We start from the raw sequence: 15,115 nt of genomic DNA, 5'->3' as shown, positions 1-15,115 counted from the left end.
TGCCACAAGACGTACAACAACCCCGGGGCCAGTACCCCGAGTACCACCAGCCACATCATAACGCACTATATCCCTAACAAGGTCGCTAACTACGGCAGCGGCCACAAGGCCGCTGTGGTTATAGGTATTCTTACTGTTGGCTATTATCCGGGGCTTGCTTAGCGCTGGCAATATAATCACGCACCAATTGTTCTAAAATAGGCAGCGGCAAACTGCCGTTACTTAACAGCTGATCGTGAAACTCGCGCACATTAAAGCGGTCGCCCAGCGCCTGCTCGGCTTCTGCACGTAACCGCTTAATGGTAATTTCACCGAGCTTGTATGACAGCGCCTGGGCCGGCCAGCTGATGTAACGGTCAATTTCCGTCGTCACATTGTGCATCGACAAGGCGGTATTGGCGGCCATAAAGTCAATGGCCTGCTGCCGGCTCCAGCCCATGCTGTGCATGCCGGTGTCGACCACTAAGCGGGCGGCGCGCCACATTTCATAGGTCAGGCGGCCAAAGTTACTGTAAGGGTCCTGATAAAACCCCATCTCCAGCCCCAAATACTCGGCATACAGGCCCCAGCCTTCACCAAAGGCCGAGGTGTAAAAGCTGCGCCGGTAATCTGGCAAACTGGCTTGCTCACTGGCCAGCGCAATTTGTAAATGATGGCCCGGCACCGCTTCGTGCAAGGTCAGTGCCTCCATCTCATACAAAGGCCGCCGGTTTAACGCATAGGTATTTACCCAATAAAAGCCCGCCTGGTCATCGCGAGAGGCGCCGGAATAACGGCCGGTGGTGTATTTAGGCGCAATCTCAGCCGGTACCGGCACCACACCATAAGGCGTACGGGGCAGGGTTTTAAACAATTTTGGCAGCTGAGCATCGGCTTTTTTTGATAAAAACGCCGCATAGCGCATCAGCTCGTCGGGGGTTTTGGGGTAAAACTGCGGGTCAGTGCGTAAATACTGCACAAAGTCAGCAAAACTGCCCGCAAAACCCAGACCATCAATCACGTGCTGCATTTCGCCACGAATGCGCTTTACTTCATCCAGGCCAATCTGGTGCACTTGTGCCGGTGTCAGTTGCAAAGTGGTGTAATGCTCTAACCGGTTCTGATAATAGGCGGCGCCATTGGGCAGTGCTGAAGCAGCAATGCTGTCGCGTGCTGCCGGCAGGTACTCGTCCAGCATAAACTGATAGAACGCCTGATAGGCCGGGTTTACCGATAAACGGATTTGCTGTTTTGCCTCATCGACCAGCTGTTGCCAATCCGCATCGCTGACAAAGGCCGGTTGCTTAGCAAAGGGCTGAAAAAACACGCTGTCGCCAGGCTCAGCCACCACGTAAGAGATAATACTGTTCTCAAAGCCGGCCAGTACTGCCTTGGGCTGCGTCATGCCCTGGGCGATACCCTGGCGCATCCAGTCCGTTTGCTGGCTCATGTAACGGGGTATCGCTGATAATTGGCGCAAATAGTTCTGATAATCACTGATACTGCGAAAGGCGGTGCGCTGGGGTAAAAAGCCCAGATTAGTATGAAAACCCGACTCTGCTGTTAACGGCATCAGATGAGCGCCAAAGCGGTATTCATCAATATCGTCGGCCAAACGATAAGCCAAAATGGCATGGTTAATGCGATTTTGCTCTGACAGGCTGTCAACATCGACCTGCTGCAGCTTGGCTTGCCAGGCTAACCGCTGCTGCTGGCGCTGGGCCAGTGCCTGTGGCGACATATCGGTTAACTGGCCGGGTTCGTTTTGGCGTAAACGCTGCTCGCCCTGCCATATTTGCTCTGCCAGGGCGGTAAAGCGCTGATCGGCACGTTGCGGGCTACCCGCACAGGCAGTGAGTAATAACGTCAGTAACAACAGCACTTTAGTATTAGGTCGGCTAGACATAAAACGAGATCCTCGTGGGGTGTAATGCATCGATTGTAACCACTTTGCCGGCCAATAACAGGCCGTTAAACGGCTGACAAGGGTAATTAGTCGGATAAGTTGCCATACTACGGCCGCTGTAGCGCTGGTTTTAGCAGCAAACTGACGCTATTTTCCCCTTATGCGTCGCAAACGGTGTGCGGCAGTTGCCAGTATTTAATATTCGCGTAGTATGGCTGTGGCATGAAGTACGTTATCATCCGGCTGTGATTGGCAGCGGGATCAGCAAGCGGAGTTTTACGTGGTCTTATGAAGTATCAGGATTCACTACAGCAAGCCAGTGAGAAGGCCTCTCAGGTTAAGGTATTTTTACAGCGCGTCAGGCTTGCGGCTCATCCGGTTAACTATGCAGTATGTTACGAATATATCAGCGGCCACAATGCCGCACTTTGTCATATCATTGAGCAGAAACTGGCCGCCCAGGCGCCACTTGATGATTTTGTTATGGCAGACTTATACAGCCGCTTTTTAACCGAGCACAGCCCGCAGCAAGAACAGTTACTGCAAGACGCCACTGGCATCGCTACCCGTGTCGCCGCCTACACCGATGTTGCCGCAGAGCAACTGGAACAGTACCTGCAGCAACTGGACGGCAGTGTACTGCAGCTGCAGCAACATACCGTAGCCGACCCTATCCTTCGCGATATCGCGCAGCAGATACAGCAGAGCAGTGTGCAGTTTCAGCTGAGCCAACAACAGATCCAGCAACAACTGCTGACAGCAAATCAACAAAGCCAGCAACTGCGCCAGGAATTAGAGCAACTTAAACAGCAACGCTTGTTAGACCCGCTTACCGGCCTGTATAACCGGCTGGCGATGCAAAATCAGTTAGATATCTGGTTTACTGAGCAACCCGAGCGGCGTATTGCCGCTATCGCGGTAGACTTGGACCACTTTCAGCGCTTTAATCAGGAATACGGTAGCGCCGTCGGCGATGTGATCCTGTCGAAGGTGGCGCGCAAAATCAGCAGCTATGTACAAAGCAGCGGCTTGCCGGTGCGCTCGGGCGGCGAAGAATTTTTAATTCTGCTGCCAGACGTCGATTTACGCAGCGCCAGTGAAATCGCCGAACAGGTGCGTCGCGGGGTGGAAAAACTGCGTTTTGTCTCATCACGCAACAAAAAAACCTTGCCCAAAATTACCATTTCGCTTGGCGTATCGGTGTTTCAACCCAGTGAAAACTGGTACCAGTTTTTAGGCCGCACTGCCGCCGTGCTGTCGCTGGCTAAACAGCGCGGCCGCAATCAGGTGGCCAGCGAGACCATGCTGGCAAGTTAAGCCAACAACAACAGCACACAGAAAAGCCAACACAGAAGTTGGCCTGTGCGCTGTTATCTTTTACACTAGCCGCATTTAACTGCCTACAGGCCCGCAGCATGACCGATAAGCAAAACACCACGCATTTTGGCTACAAAACCGTTGCCGCCGAGCAGAAAGTCTCACTGGTGGCCAATGTGTTCCACTCTGTCGCCGCCAAGTACGATGTGATGAACGACTTAATGTCGCTCGGCATTCACCGCTTATGGAAACGCTTCACCATTGACTGCAGTGGCGTACGCCCCGGCCAGCAGGTGTTAGATTTAGCCGGCGGCACCGGCGATATTACCGCGCTGTTCTCCAAACGGGTTGGGCCAACAGGCAAAGTGGTGCTGGCCGATATTAACGCTTCTATGCTTAATGTCGGCCGCGACAAGCTGCGCGATTTGGGCCTGGTAAACAACATTGAGTATGTACAGGCCAATGCTGAGGCACTGCCCTTTGCCGACAACAGCTTTGATATCATCAGCATTGGTTTTGGCCTGCGGAATGTGACCGATAAAGACGCCGCGCTGCGCTCGATGTTTCGTGTACTGAAACCCGGTGGTCGCTTGTTGGTACTGGAGTTTTCCAAACCCGAGCAAGAGTGGCTAAGCAAAGTGTATGATCTGTACTCATTTAAATTGCTGCCGGCGATGGGTCAGCTGGTAGCGAATGATAAAGAAAGCTATCAGTATCTGGCGGAGTCTATCCGCATGCACCCGGATCAGGAAACCTTAAAAGCCATGATGCAGGACGCCGGTTTTGCCGAGGTGAGCTACCACAACCTGACCGGTGGCATTGTGGCCTTGCATCGCGGGTACAAATTCTGATGTTACCGCTGTTGCCCCAGTTCATCTGTGCTGTGGCAGAAGTGGCCATGGCCCGGCTGATTGCGATGGACCCGGATGCCAAACCGCGTTTAGCAAGGCTTAGCGGCAAACAACTGTCGTTTCGCTTAAAAGAGTGGCCAACCACGCTGGTACTCAGCGCCACTCACGATACTATTTTGTTTAACCAACACGACAACAGCGTCGATTGTGCCATTGTTACCGATATGGCCAGTTTGCGGCTGCTGCGCGACCCCAGCCAGCTAACGCGGTTGATTAAAGCCGATGCGCTGCAGATTGACGGTGACATTCAGGTAGCGCAACAATACAGCTATTTTTTTCAGCAGCTAAACCCGGACTGGCAACAACGTTTGTCGCTGTATGTCGGCGATGGTGCCGCGCACAAAATCAGCCAGAGCCTGCTGCAATGGCAGCACTACTTAACCGAAAAAAGCCGGGCGCTGGCACAAATGGGTGGCGAGCTACTACAGGACGAGCTGAGGGTAAGCCCGGATAAAACCGAGCTGGCGCTGTTCAGCAGCGCCGTCAGCGACCTGGCGGCCCGTACCGATGTTTTGCAACAACAACTTGCCGCTTGCAGGGAGTCTTAGTGCGTATCAGTCGTTTTTACCAGATTCAGAAAACCTTATTACAATTTGGTTTGGATGAACTGATCCCAGCGCAGTGGCAGCCCTGGTATGCCAGGCTGGCAAGACGTAGCCTGTTTTGGCTGCGCAACCAACACCCACAGCAGCCGGTGGGGGTGCGTCTGCGTCTGGCGCTGCAAAGCCTGGGGCCGGTGTGGGTGAAGTTCGGCCAGATGCTATCGACCCGGCGCGATCTGTTTCCGCCGCATTTGGCGGATGAATTAGCCAAGTTGCAGGATAAAGTACCGCCCTTTGACGGTGCCAGAGCACAGCACTTGATTGAACAGGCACTGGAGCTCAATGACATCGCTGAGCTGTTCAGCGAGTTTAATCAAACCCCACTGGCGTCTGCCTCTATTGCCCAGGTACATACAGCCCGCTTACGCCAGCATGATGGCAGCCTGGCCGACGTGGTCATTAAAGTGATCCGGCCCGATATTAAACAGCAAATTCTGGCCGATCTGGCGTTAATGGATACGCTGGCCGATGCCGCCGCGCGCTTTTTACCCGATGGCAAACGCCTAAGGCCTCGTGAAGTGGTGTCGGAATACCGTAAAACCATCCTTGATGAGCTCGATTTGCAGCGTGAAGCGGCGAATGCCATTCAGCTCAGGCGTAACTTTGACGGTTCCGACTCGCTGTATATTCCCTTTGTTTACAGCGATTACAGCCGCACCAATGTGATGGTAATGGAGCGCATTTATGGCATACCGGTGTCAGACATTGCCGCACTGGAAGCGCAAGGCACCGACATGGAGCTGCTGGCCAAACGCGGCGTAGAAGTGTTTTTTACCCAGGTATTTCGCGACAGCTTTTTTCATGCTGATATGCATCCGGGCAATATTTTTGTCGCGCGTGAACACCCTGCTAACCCGAAGTATATCGGCATCGACTGTGGCATCGTTGGCACCTTAAACGCCGAAGACAAGCGCTACCTGGCAGAAAACTTTGTTGCCTTTTTTAACCGTGATTATAAAAAAGTCGCGCAGCTGCATGTCGATTCTGGCTGGGTACCAGCCCATACCAAGGTGGAAGAGTTTGAAAGCGCCATCCGCACTGTCTGTGAACCGATTTTCCAAAAGCCGCTGGCCGAGATTTCGTTTGGCCATGTACTGCTGAACCTGTTTAACACCGCCCGCCGCTTTGATATGCAGGTGCAGCCGCAGCTGGTGTTGCTGCAAAAAACCTTACTGTATATTGAAGGCCTGGGTCGTCAGTTATATCCGCAGCTGGATTTATGGAAAACCGCCAAACCGTTTTTGGAAAACTGGGTAAAACAACAGGTTGGCTTGCCTGCCGTGTGGCGGCAGGTAAAAGAAAATTTGCCATTTTGGGCAGAAAAGCTGCCACAAATGCCAAACTTATTGCATCAGTATCTGGAGCAAGGGCCAAAACAACAGCGCCAGTTACTTAGCCAGCTACAGCAGCTGGCACAGCAGCAACAACAGGCAAAAGCACAAATTGTTGCAGCAACCTTTGCTGCAGCCAGCCTGATCAGTGCTAGTATAGTGTTCAGTTTCGGCAGCCCCTGGCCCGCAGCGGCGCTGCTGGGTCTTAGCGTTGTGTTCGCCGCTAAAGCCTTATTGCGATAATGCGTTTGTCATAATAACGACATAAGCTAGCGCTGCCATCACGGCAGTCAACCAGAGGATAGAGAAAATTATGTTTGGCAATATCAGTATTTGGCAATTACTTATTGTGCTGGCGATCATTGTGCTGCTGTTCGGTACAAAAAAATTACGTGGCATCGGCTCTGATCTCGGCTCTGCGGTAAAAGGCTTTCGTAATTCAATAAAAGATGCGCCGGAAGAAGACAGCGCTGAGCCATCACAACAGCCACAACAACCGCCGCAGCAGCTGAATGAAAAAGCCAAAACAGATACCGCGGCGCCCGGCAGCAACAGCACTACCGAACATAACACTAAAGACAAAGTGTAAATGGGCTTCTGGGAGCTGGTTGTTATCGCCGTAGTGGCACTGCTGGTGCTGGGGCCTGAGCGCTTACCCGGCGCTATTCGCTCGGTGCACAAAACCGTGCGTAGCATTAAGCAGTTTGGTCAGCAAATGCAGGCCGAACTGAATCACGATTTGCGCACGCATGAATTGCACCAGAAACTAAAAGAGGCTGAAGCTAAAGGCCTGCTTAACCTGACCGAGCAGGAAAAAGCTGCGCTGGCTGAGTTAAAACAAGCCGCCGCCGAGGTAACGCCGTCGCTAACAGCGCCGACAACGCCAGCAAAAGAGCAAAGTGATGAGCCAGAACGTAAATCCTGATAGCTTACTGGGGCATTTGATTGAACTGCGCAGCCGCTTATTACGCTGCGTGGTCGCTGTGATCCTGGTGTTTGCTGCGCTGGCAGCCTTTGCGCAGGATATCTACCATCTGCTGGCACAACCGCTGCTGGCCGTGCTGCCGGAAAACAGCAGCATGATTGCCACCGATGTGGCAGCGCCGTTTTTTGCCCCGTTTAAACTTACCTTTATTGTCGCGATTTGCCTGGCCGTACCCTACCTGCTGCTGCAGGTATGGCAGTTTATTGCGCCGGCGCTGTATAGCCGCGAGAAACGCCTGATGGCACCTTTGGTGATCAGCAGTACCCTGCTGTTTTACAGCGGCATTGCCTTTGCATATTTTGTTGTATTTCCAATTATTTTCGGCTTTTTTACCAGTGTCGCGCCGCAAGGCGTTACCGTCGCCACCGATATCAGCAGTTACCTGGATTTTGTGCTTAAGCTGTTTTTTGCCTTTGGCCTGTCATTTGAAATTCCGGTCGCCATTTTGCTGATGACTTGGACCGGCGTTACCACCCGTAAAGCGCTGGCTGAGAAGCGGCCTTATATTATTGTCGGCGCCTTTATTTTGGGTATGCTGCTGACCCCGCCAGATGTCATATCACAAACGCTGCTCGCCGTGCCAATGTGGTTATTGTTTGAACTGGGCTTATCATTAAGCCGGTTTTATCAGCCGAAAAACACTGAGCCCTCCGAACAACCGCCAGCAAAACAAGAACAGGAACAACAGCGATGAAATATGTATTAGCAATCTGCAGCGCCTTACTCAGTGTCAGTGCAACAGCTGATAGTAAAATCCCTGTACACCAGGCGGTAGAACTGTGCCGGGCCGAACAAAATGCGCTGCGCCGCTTAAGCTGTTATGACGCCATCGCCATTACCCAAGTGACCACAGCGGGCAGTAACACCCTGCCGGCACCAGCCAATGAACGGGCACAGCAGGCCCCAGCTACGCCGGTCACAACTGAGCCGGCCGCAACTAATACGGAAAAGAACAGCGATGACCGTTTTGGCCTGGAACATAAAGCGCAGGCCGATGCCGATGAAACCTTAAGGGTTACGGTGAAAAACGTTAGCTACACGCCACGCAAAGAGCTGATTGTAGAGTTTGACAACGGCCAGCGTTGGCGCCAGATTGGCAGCGACTATTACGCCATTGCCGTTGGCCAGCAGCATACGATTAAGCGTGGTGTACTTAATTCCTTTTTCCTCGCCAATGACAACAATAACCGCACCATTCGCATCAGACGCGAGCAATAAGATGCCGCTATGGTGTGATATCGGCGTTAATCTGTTTAGCAATCAGTTTGACGCCGATCGTGAGCAAGTATTGCAACGCGCCCGCACTGCCGGGGTGACACAACTTGTGCTGATTGGCAGTGATATCACCGAAAGCCATCAAAACATTGCCTTTTGCCAACAGCACAATGGCTGCTTTAGCACGGCCGGTGTGCATCCACATCAGGCAGCACAGGTCAGTGGCGCCTGGCTGAGCGAACTTACGCAATTGCTGACACTGCCAAAAGTCGTGGCAGTAGGTGAGTGCGGCCTGGACTTTAACCGCGACTTTTCGCCAAGGCCGGTGCAACAACAGGTGTTTGCCGAGCAGCTGCAACTGGCCAAACTGAGCGCTAAACCGGTATATCTGCATGAACGTGATGCCTTTGCCACCCAGCTGGCCATGGTAACGGAGCAGCGAATACAGCACGGCGTAGCACACTGCTTTACCGGCGATATGACACAGGTAAAAGCCTATCTGGACCTGGGCCTGCACATCGGTATTACCGGCTGGCTCTGTGATGAGCGCCGCGGTGATGCACTGCGTCAGGCACTGCAGTATATTCTGCTGGACAGATTACTGCTGGAAACCGATGCGCCCTATTTACTGCCACGCGATTTAAGCCCAAAACCGGCAAGCCGGCGCAACGAGCCTGCCTTTTTGCCGCATATTGCCACTGTGCTGGCCAACTTACGTCAGCTCACAACCGAAGCGCTGGCAACGCAGTTGTTGGCCAACAGCCAACAGCTGTTTGGCCTGCCAGCCCTTAGTGGTAAGGCTTAACATGGCTATTGTTTTACCCTACTTTCTGGCCGGGCTGTTATTAGGCTGCCTGCTGGTTGGGCTGGCCGCCGCCCGCGTACTGCGCCGCTGGCATCAGGCGGCCGCCGATTTAGAAAGCCAGCTGCGCAGCCACAGCTTTGAGCTGCAAATTGCCTTAGATGAGCTCACCGAGGCAAACCGTCAGTTGGAGATCCAAACCCAGATTGATGCGTTATCCGGCGTATACAACCGCGCCTATTTCGACCGCCAGTTAACCGCAGAGCTTAAACGCAGCCGGCGCGAACAGCGCACTGTGGCGTTGGTGCTGCTGGACATTGATCATTTTAAACAGATTAACGACAACCACGGTCATCTGGTGGGTGACCAGGCGATTAAACAGGTGGCACAGCTTATCCGGCAGCACGTAAAGCGCCCGGCCGACAAGGTATTTCGCTACGGCGGCGAAGAGTTTGCACTTATTCTGCCCAACACCAGCCTGGCCGGCGCAGTACAGCTGGCCGAGCGTATCCGCCAACAATTAACTGCAACCTGCATTAATACCGCAGACGATACCTTAACACTAAGTTTAAGCGCTGGCTGTTATGCCGCCATACCGGCAAAAGACAGCGACAACGACGAATTTATTGCCTTTGCAGATAAAGCCTTATACCGGGCCAAAGCCGCCGGGCGGGACCAGGTACACAGTTATCCGGCCCCAGTGGCAGCCGTAGCAGTGGCAGCCGCAGCAGTAACAGGAGAGATAAATGAACACTAACCGCTATTTTCCCGCCAGCCGCCTGCGCCGCATGCGTGAACACGATTTTAGCCGCCGCCTGATGGCCGAGCATCAGCTAACGGTAAACGATTTAATTTACCCGATGTTTATTATTGAAGGTGAAAATAAGCGCGAAGCGATAACGTCTATGCCGGGCATAGAGCGCTTAAGCCTGGATTTGTTGCTGGCAGAAGCCAAACAGCTGGTTGAGCTGGGTATTCCGGCCATTGCACTGTTTCCGGTTACCGCCAGTGAGAAAAAGTCTTTGCAGGCTGAAGAAGCCTGGAACCCGGATGGCCTGGCGCAGCGCGCTGTGCGCCTGCTAAAACAACAGGTGCCTGAGCTTGGCGTTATTACCGATGTGGCGCTGGACCCATTCACCACCCACGGTCAGGACGGCATTATTGACGATAACGGCTATGTGCTGAATGACATTACTACCGCCGCGCTGATTAAGCAGGCACTGTCGCACGCCGCTGCAGGCGCTGATGTGGTGGCGCCGTCTGACATGATGGACGGTCGCATAGGCGCTATCCGCGAGGCGCTGGAAGAAGCGGGCTTTGTTAACACCCGCATTATGGCCTACTCAGCCAAATATGCCTCCAGCTACTATGGGCCGTTCCGCGATGCGGTTGGCTCGGCCGGTAATTTAAAAGGCGGCAATAAAAAAACCTACCAGATGGACCCGGCCAACAGCAATGAAGCCCTGCACGAAGTGGCCATGGATTTAGAAGAAGGCGCCGATATGGTAATGGTAAAACCGGGCATGCCGTATTTAGATATAGTACGGCGGGTAAAGGATGAGTTTGGTGTGCCGACCTTTGCCTATCAGGTTAGCGGCGAATACGCGATGCATATGGCAGCGATTCAAAATGGCTGGTTAGCCGAAAAGCCGGTGATTATGGAGTCATTACTGGCATTTAAACGCGCCGGTGCCGATGGCATTCTGACGTACTTTGCCAAAAAAGTGGCAATTTGGTTAAAGCAAGATTTTTAAAACACAAAGCCCCGCAAAAGCGGGGCATTGTATCTAAGTTAGATTTATCAGCTCGTTAACATTTTAGACCTGAACAGCTCATCAAGCCTCAATATTTCCTCAGAAAGCCACGAATCGAAATTTTCCCATTGATATATAATTTTTCCATCACCTTTAACGCTAACACGTTCGACCAATCCTTCACCATTTACTAAAGCGTAAGATCCATCCTCTTTATAGAAGCCAACAATGAAATCTTTATCTCGCAGTCCTTTAAGTCTTGCCGAGCAGTTTGGGATGTATGCGTCAGAAGGATAGTTGTGAACATGAGATTCATGTTTCCTATCTTTAGGAATGTACCCCAAAACCTTTAGGCTCCCTGAATAACAAATGAGACCATTCGCTATGCCCAGAAAAGCTCTATATTGCTTTGGAATACTTAGCTGAACTCTAGATTCAAATTCTCTTATATCAGTTTCACTTAATGCAGAGTAAATAACATTTAGGAATGCTTTCGGAGCAATTTCTGGACGATGGCCAATAAGTCTGGTCCCAGCATCATTGACTAAGTCATTCGACGTAGCCCAAGCATTCATTCTTCGTAAAACTTTTTCATCAAACTCATTCTTATTCATAAAATTCTTTCTATTACAAATTATTAGGACATACCAATTCGGCACATCCCATTGTTGAAATGACTGATGTTGGATCCGGAATTTCTGAAAGCAACTCTAATCCAGTTGCAAGTGCACCGACAACTGTTGCTGAAATTGGAACATTCGTTCCACCTAGCTCTGCATGAAGGGCCATATGATCTGCGCCTTCCATAAACGTAATATTATCGGGGTTTTCTGCGATAGCTATCTTTTCATCAAGCGTATTTCCTGAACTTACCGAGGGCTCATGATGTCCATGCATATTCTTAAGCTTACCAGTTGTAGCTAGTTCCTGAGCTCGCGCATCACTCAAGTTTGATCTTGTCTCTCCGGTCTCTAATAAGGATTGACGCTCTTGTTTTAATGCTGCCCTTCTTCCTCTAGCCTTGGCATTATTTATCAACCGCTGCTCGTATGACCTTAAAGTATTAATAGCAGGTTGAAGAAGTTTCTTTTTAGCAGATTCCCCACTAGGGTCGATCATATTGATTGGATCATTATGTACATAAGTATAAAGATTCATCTGGTCTTCATACCCAATTGGGTCTGTTTGCAAGAAGCGGCCTAACTTTGGCTGATAAATCCGTGCTTTGTAGTAATACAGCCCTAGCTCTTTAAGCGCCAATTGCCCGGTGTATTGGAACCGGCCGTTGTTGGTGCTAGCTGGTACACCTAGATAACTATGAGAAATGTGGGGTTAAATTCTGACTTTACGCTGGAGTGAAAAATTAAAGTTAACAATCATAAAAATTTTGTCTGTATGATTTACAAACAAAAACCTGCTGGGTCTACATATTGCAATTAGATAAGTAAATGAAATTCTTCCAATTAGAAGAAATACGTAAATAGGAGAGCTTATCTACTTAATAAGCAGCTCCCAGCCGGCTTGCTGCTGATACTGCACTTCCTGCTCCAGCTCGGCCCGCATCAGCGGGTGCTGCTCTAACCAGCCGGCCGGCATGGTCAGCACTAACTGCTCGCCTTTGCTGCTAATAGTGACCTGCGGCAGCACTTCATGGCGGCGGCGCATCGATAAAATCACCGCCAGGCGCAAAATGCGGGTTAACCGCACGGTAAGCAGCACTGATGTCATGGTTTGGCGGGCGATAATCTCGCGGCTGATATCGGCGCGGTGGTTATGCACCAGCGCCATCACCAGCTGCTGCTGGGCGCGGGTAAAGCCGGGTAAGTCCGAGTGGTTAATAATGTAGGCACCATGATGGTGATGGTTTTTGTACTCAATCAGCAAGCCAAGCTCATGCAGCAGCGCACTGCATTTGAGCATACTGTGGCCTTCAAATTTGTTTAAATCCCAGCGGCTTTGCAGCTGATTAGCCAGCTCTGCCGCCATTTCGGCCACCCGCTCGGCGTGGCGCTGGTCAATAAAATAGCGCACCATCAGGCTGTTTACCGTGCGGCTGCGCACATCGGTATGTTGCAACTGTGGCAACATGCTGTACAACACCCCTTCACGCAGAGCGCCGCCGGATAAGGTCATGCCAGTAATATTTAAGCAGCGAAACAGCGCGATAAGTATAGCCAACCCGGACGGGAATACCTGCTTGCGCTCTTGCGCAAGACCAGTAATAGTCAGCTGCTCCATCCGGCCGCAGGCCAGCGCCTGCTGCATAATATCTTCCAGCCGGCTTAGGGTAATCACTTCATCTTTGCCCTGCGCCACTAAAATTTCCTGCATCGCCTGCACAGTGCCCGAGGCACCTACCGCCATCTGCCAGCCGGTGTGCTGATATTGACTGGCAATGGTTAGCACTTCCTGTTCGGCCGCGGCGATGGCGCGGCTAAAGTTGTCTTCGCTTAACTCGTCGTCGGCAAAATAGCGCTCAAGGTAGGTGACACAGCCCATATTCAGACTGGATAACAACAGCGGGTTAAAGCCAGCGCCTATTACCACTTCGGTACTGGCACCACCTATATCAATCACCAGCCGGTTAGTGTCACTGTTAGAGGTATGTGCTACGCCTAAATAAATAATACGTGCTTCATCTTCGCCACTTATCACCGTGACTTTCTGGCCTAAAATGGCTTCGGCTTCTTTAAGGAAGGTTTTAACATTTTTCGCCAGCCTGAGCGTGGCTGTGCCGACAATACGGATGTTCTGTGGCGGGATATCCTGCAAACGCTCAGCAAATAAGGCTAAACATTCCCAGCCGCGCTTCATGGCTTTGCGGCTTAACACCAGGTTTTCGTTTAAGCCGGCCGCTAAGCGCACTTTGCGCTTGACCCGGCCAATAACCTGCACTGAACCGCCGACCACTTTTACCATCAGCATATGGAAGCTGTTGGAGCCAAGATCAATCACCGCATAGATATCCTGATGCGGTGATTGGTCGGCTGTCAGCGCCGGATTAACGAGGACGGTTGCGAGGAGCTCTTGCGCCATGACTGCTGCGCCCACCTGCGCCTGAACGGTTGCCAGTTCTGGCCTGACCGGCCCGGCGGCGAACCCGCGGCTTCGGCGCTTTAATATCGTCCAGCAGGGCGCTGGCATCATATTGCGTGACCGGGATCGGATGACGGATATAGTCTTCAATCGCGGTTAAATTAAGCGCATAACGCTCACAGGCAAAACTAATGGCTTTACCACTTTCACCGGCGCGACCGGTACGGCCAATTCGGTGCACGTAATCTTCGCAGTCATCCGGCAGGTCAAAGTTAAACACATGGCTAACCTTGGGAATATGCAGACCACGGGCGGCGACGTCAGTTGCCACCAGAATATCCAGTTTACCACTGGTAAAGTCTTCTAAAATGCGCAGACGTTTTTTCTGGATCACGTCGCCCGTCAGCAGGCCAACACGATGACCATCGGCTTCCAGCCAGGCATACACTTCTTCGCACCAATGTTTGGTGTTAGCAAAGACGATGGCTTTATCCGGCCACTCTTCTTCCATCAGCGTTAACAGCAGCGGCATTTTATGCTCGTCTGAGGGGTAAAACAGCTCTTCGCTGATGCGGCTGCCGGTCATCTCTTCCGGTGCCACATGGATATGCACCGGCTGGTTCATTTTTTCAAACGCCAGCTCCTGCACCTTGTACGATAAAGTGGCAGAGAACAGCAAGCTTAAACGCTCGGTGGCCGGCGGCATACGGTTAAACATAAAGCGGATGTCTTTAATAAAGCCCAGATCAAACATCCGGTCAGCTTCATCCAGCACCACCACCTGAATTTGCGATAAGTCGTACAGGCCTTGCTTTAAATAATCTATTAAGCGGCCGGTAGTACCAATTAAAATATCAACGCCTTTTTCTAGCAGCTGGCGTTGCGTATCATAACCTTCGCCCCCATAGATCAGACCAAGGCGCAAGCCGGCCTTTTCTGCCAGCATTTTTGCATCCTGGTGGATCTGTACCGCCAGTTCACGCGTAGGCGCCATGATAATGGCACGCGGCTGGCCTGAACCCTTAGGTTCATGGGTTAACAGATGATGAAAGGTCGCTGTTAAAAACGCCAATGTTTTGCCGGTGCCCGTTTGGGCCTGGCCAGCAATATCTTTACCGGCTAATGCCAGCGGTAAACATTGGGCCTGAATGGGCGTACAATAGCCGAAACCTTGCGCATTTAACGCGTCAAGAACCTGTGGCGCCAATGCGAAATCGGCGAATTTATGTGAAGTTAAGTGTGTTTTATTCATACGGCGCTAAGCATAACCGTTACGC

General features: G+C 51.7%; 16 protein-coding genes. 11 read left to right on the top strand and 5 right to left on the bottom strand.

The genetic code is table 11. The annotated features are described in order from the left end of the window. Positions 1-130 precede the first annotated feature (130 nt). Positions 131-1,885, bottom strand: a complete 1,755-nt coding sequence (locus RNAN_RS13360) for a DUF885 domain-containing protein (RefSeq protein WP_008222625.1) — start codon at positions 1,883-1,885, stop codon at positions 131-133. A gap of 288 nt (positions 1,886-2,173) precedes the next feature. Here RNAN_RS13360 and RNAN_RS13355 point away from each other — a divergent pair, with 288 nt between their 5' ends. The 11 genes from RNAN_RS13355 (at position 2,174) to hemB (ending at position 10,802) form a co-directional block, all read left to right on the top strand. Further along, positions 2,174-3,202, top strand: coding sequence for a GGDEF domain-containing protein (locus RNAN_RS13355; RefSeq protein WP_008222623.1), 1,029 nt, complete (start codon positions 2,174-2,176; stop codon positions 3,200-3,202). A 98-nt stretch (positions 3,203-3,300) separates the two neighbouring features. Next, positions 3,301-4,053 carry a bifunctional demethylmenaquinone methyltransferase/2-methoxy-6-polyprenyl-1,4-benzoquinol methylase UbiE gene (ubiE, locus tag RNAN_RS13350; protein ID WP_040552177.1) on the top strand — a complete coding sequence of 251 codons (753 nt, stop codon included), beginning with the start codon at positions 3,301-3,303 and terminating at the stop codon, positions 4,051-4,053. Continuing rightward, positions 4,053-4,661: a ubiquinone biosynthesis accessory factor UbiJ gene (locus RNAN_RS13345; RefSeq protein ID WP_008222621.1), complete on the top strand. Its 609-nt coding sequence runs from the start codon at positions 4,053-4,055 to the stop codon at positions 4,659-4,661. Before ubiE ends, RNAN_RS13345 begins: the two co-directional genes overlap by 1 nt. After that, entirely contained in the window at positions 4,661-6,289 is a 1,629-nt protein-coding gene (gene ubiB / locus RNAN_RS13340) for a ubiquinone biosynthesis regulatory protein kinase UbiB (RefSeq protein ID WP_008222620.1), read from the top strand. The genes RNAN_RS13345 and ubiB overlap by 1 nt, the downstream gene beginning before the upstream one ends. 70 nt (positions 6,290-6,359) lie before the next feature. Next, entirely contained in the window at positions 6,360-6,635 is a 276-nt protein-coding gene (tatA, locus tag RNAN_RS13335) for a Sec-independent protein translocase subunit TatA (RefSeq protein WP_008222618.1), read from the top strand. Further along, complete coding sequence (tatB, locus tag RNAN_RS13330) at positions 6,636-6,971, top strand: Sec-independent protein translocase protein TatB (RefSeq protein WP_008222615.1); 336 nt, start codon at positions 6,636-6,638, stop codon at positions 6,969-6,971. It begins immediately after the preceding gene. After that, on the top strand, positions 6,949-7,725 hold the full coding sequence (gene tatC / locus RNAN_RS13325; RefSeq protein ID WP_008222613.1) for a twin-arginine translocase subunit TatC: 777 nt from the start codon (positions 6,949-6,951) through the stop codon (positions 7,723-7,725). The genes tatB and tatC overlap by 23 nt, the downstream gene beginning before the upstream one ends. Continuing rightward, positions 7,722-8,249, top strand: coding sequence for a hypothetical protein (locus tag RNAN_RS13320; protein ID WP_008222611.1), 528 nt, complete (start codon positions 7,722-7,724; stop codon positions 8,247-8,249). Before tatC ends, RNAN_RS13320 begins: the two co-directional genes overlap by 4 nt. A 1-nt stretch (position 8,250) precedes the next feature. Beyond that, positions 8,251-9,051: a TatD family hydrolase gene (locus RNAN_RS13315; protein WP_008222609.1), complete on the top strand. Its 801-nt coding sequence runs from the start codon at positions 8,251-8,253 to the stop codon at positions 9,049-9,051. Between the two features lies 1 nt (position 9,052). After that, positions 9,053-9,805: a GGDEF domain-containing protein gene (locus RNAN_RS13310; protein ID WP_008222606.1), complete on the top strand. Its 753-nt coding sequence runs from the start codon at positions 9,053-9,055 to the stop codon at positions 9,803-9,805. Further along, the gene (gene hemB / locus RNAN_RS13305; RefSeq protein WP_008222604.1) at positions 9,795-10,802 is read left to right on the top strand and encodes a porphobilinogen synthase; all 1,008 of its coding nucleotides are present in this window, start codon (positions 9,795-9,797) and stop codon (positions 10,800-10,802) included. Before RNAN_RS13310 ends, hemB begins: the two co-directional genes overlap by 11 nt. Positions 10,803-10,849: 47 nt before the next feature. On the opposite strand, the gene RNAN_RS13300 is transcribed toward hemB, so the two are convergent. The 4 genes from RNAN_RS13300 to rhlB form a co-directional block, all read right to left on the bottom strand. Then, entirely contained in the window at positions 10,850-11,416 is a 567-nt protein-coding gene (locus RNAN_RS13300) for an SMI1/KNR4 family protein (RefSeq protein WP_202802303.1), read from the bottom strand. A gap of 13 nt (positions 11,417-11,429) precedes the next feature. Beyond that, complete coding sequence (locus tag RNAN_RS19360) at positions 11,430-12,128, bottom strand: RHS repeat-associated core domain-containing protein (protein ID WP_272942688.1); 699 nt, start codon at positions 12,126-12,128, stop codon at positions 11,430-11,432. A gap of 168 nt (positions 12,129-12,296) precedes the next feature. Continuing rightward, positions 12,297-13,838 carry a guanosine-5'-triphosphate,3'-diphosphate diphosphatase gene (gene gppA / locus RNAN_RS13290; protein ID WP_008222602.1) on the bottom strand — a complete coding sequence of 514 codons (1,542 nt, stop codon included), beginning with the start codon at positions 13,836-13,838 and terminating at the stop codon, positions 12,297-12,299. Further along, positions 13,804-15,090 carry an ATP-dependent RNA helicase RhlB gene (gene rhlB / locus RNAN_RS13285; protein WP_008222600.1) on the bottom strand — a complete coding sequence of 429 codons (1,287 nt, stop codon included), beginning with the start codon at positions 15,088-15,090 and terminating at the stop codon, positions 13,804-13,806. Before rhlB ends, gppA begins: the two co-directional genes overlap by 35 nt. Between the last annotated feature and the right edge of the window lie 25 nt (positions 15,091-15,115).

Origin of the sequence: Rheinheimera nanhaiensis E407-8 (genome assembly GCF_000296695.1) — a bacterium.
Lineage (GTDB): Bacteria > Pseudomonadota > Gammaproteobacteria > Enterobacterales > Alteromonadaceae > Alishewanella > Alishewanella nanhaiensis.
This window is presented reverse-complemented; position numbering and strand designations above follow the sequence as displayed.

Coding starts and splice junctions, on each gene's coding strand:
- gppA (WP_008222602.1), bottom strand. CDS start 13,838: ATGGCGCAAGAGCTCCTCGCAACCGTCCTCGTTAATCCGGCGCTGACA.
- RNAN_RS13355 (WP_008222623.1), top strand. CDS start 2,174: ATGAAGTATCAGGATTCACTACAGCAAGCCAGTGAGAAGGCCTCTCAG.
- RNAN_RS13345 (WP_008222621.1), top strand. CDS start 4,053: ATGTTACCGCTGTTGCCCCAGTTCATCTGTGCTGTGGCAGAAGTGGCC.
- hemB (WP_008222604.1), top strand. CDS start 9,795: ATGAACACTAACCGCTATTTTCCCGCCAGCCGCCTGCGCCGCATGCGT.
- rhlB (WP_008222600.1), bottom strand. CDS start 15,090: ATGAATAAAACACACTTAACTTCACATAAATTCGCCGATTTCGCATTG.
- RNAN_RS13320 (WP_008222611.1), top strand. CDS start 7,722: ATGAAATATGTATTAGCAATCTGCAGCGCCTTACTCAGTGTCAGTGCA.
- RNAN_RS13310 (WP_008222606.1), top strand. CDS start 9,053: ATGGCTATTGTTTTACCCTACTTTCTGGCCGGGCTGTTATTAGGCTGC.
- tatC (WP_008222613.1), top strand. CDS start 6,949: ATGAGCCAGAACGTAAATCCTGATAGCTTACTGGGGCATTTGATTGAA.
- RNAN_RS13360 (WP_008222625.1), bottom strand. CDS start 1,885: ATGTCTAGCCGACCTAATACTAAAGTGCTGTTGTTACTGACGTTATTA.
- tatB (WP_008222615.1), top strand. CDS start 6,636: ATGGGCTTCTGGGAGCTGGTTGTTATCGCCGTAGTGGCACTGCTGGTG.
- ubiE (WP_040552177.1), top strand. CDS start 3,301: ATGACCGATAAGCAAAACACCACGCATTTTGGCTACAAAACCGTTGCC.
- RNAN_RS13300 (WP_202802303.1), bottom strand. CDS start 11,416: ATGAATAAGAATGAGTTTGATGAAAAAGTTTTACGAAGAATGAATGCT.
- tatA (WP_008222618.1), top strand. CDS start 6,360: ATGTTTGGCAATATCAGTATTTGGCAATTACTTATTGTGCTGGCGATC.
- RNAN_RS13315 (WP_008222609.1), top strand. CDS start 8,251: ATGCCGCTATGGTGTGATATCGGCGTTAATCTGTTTAGCAATCAGTTT.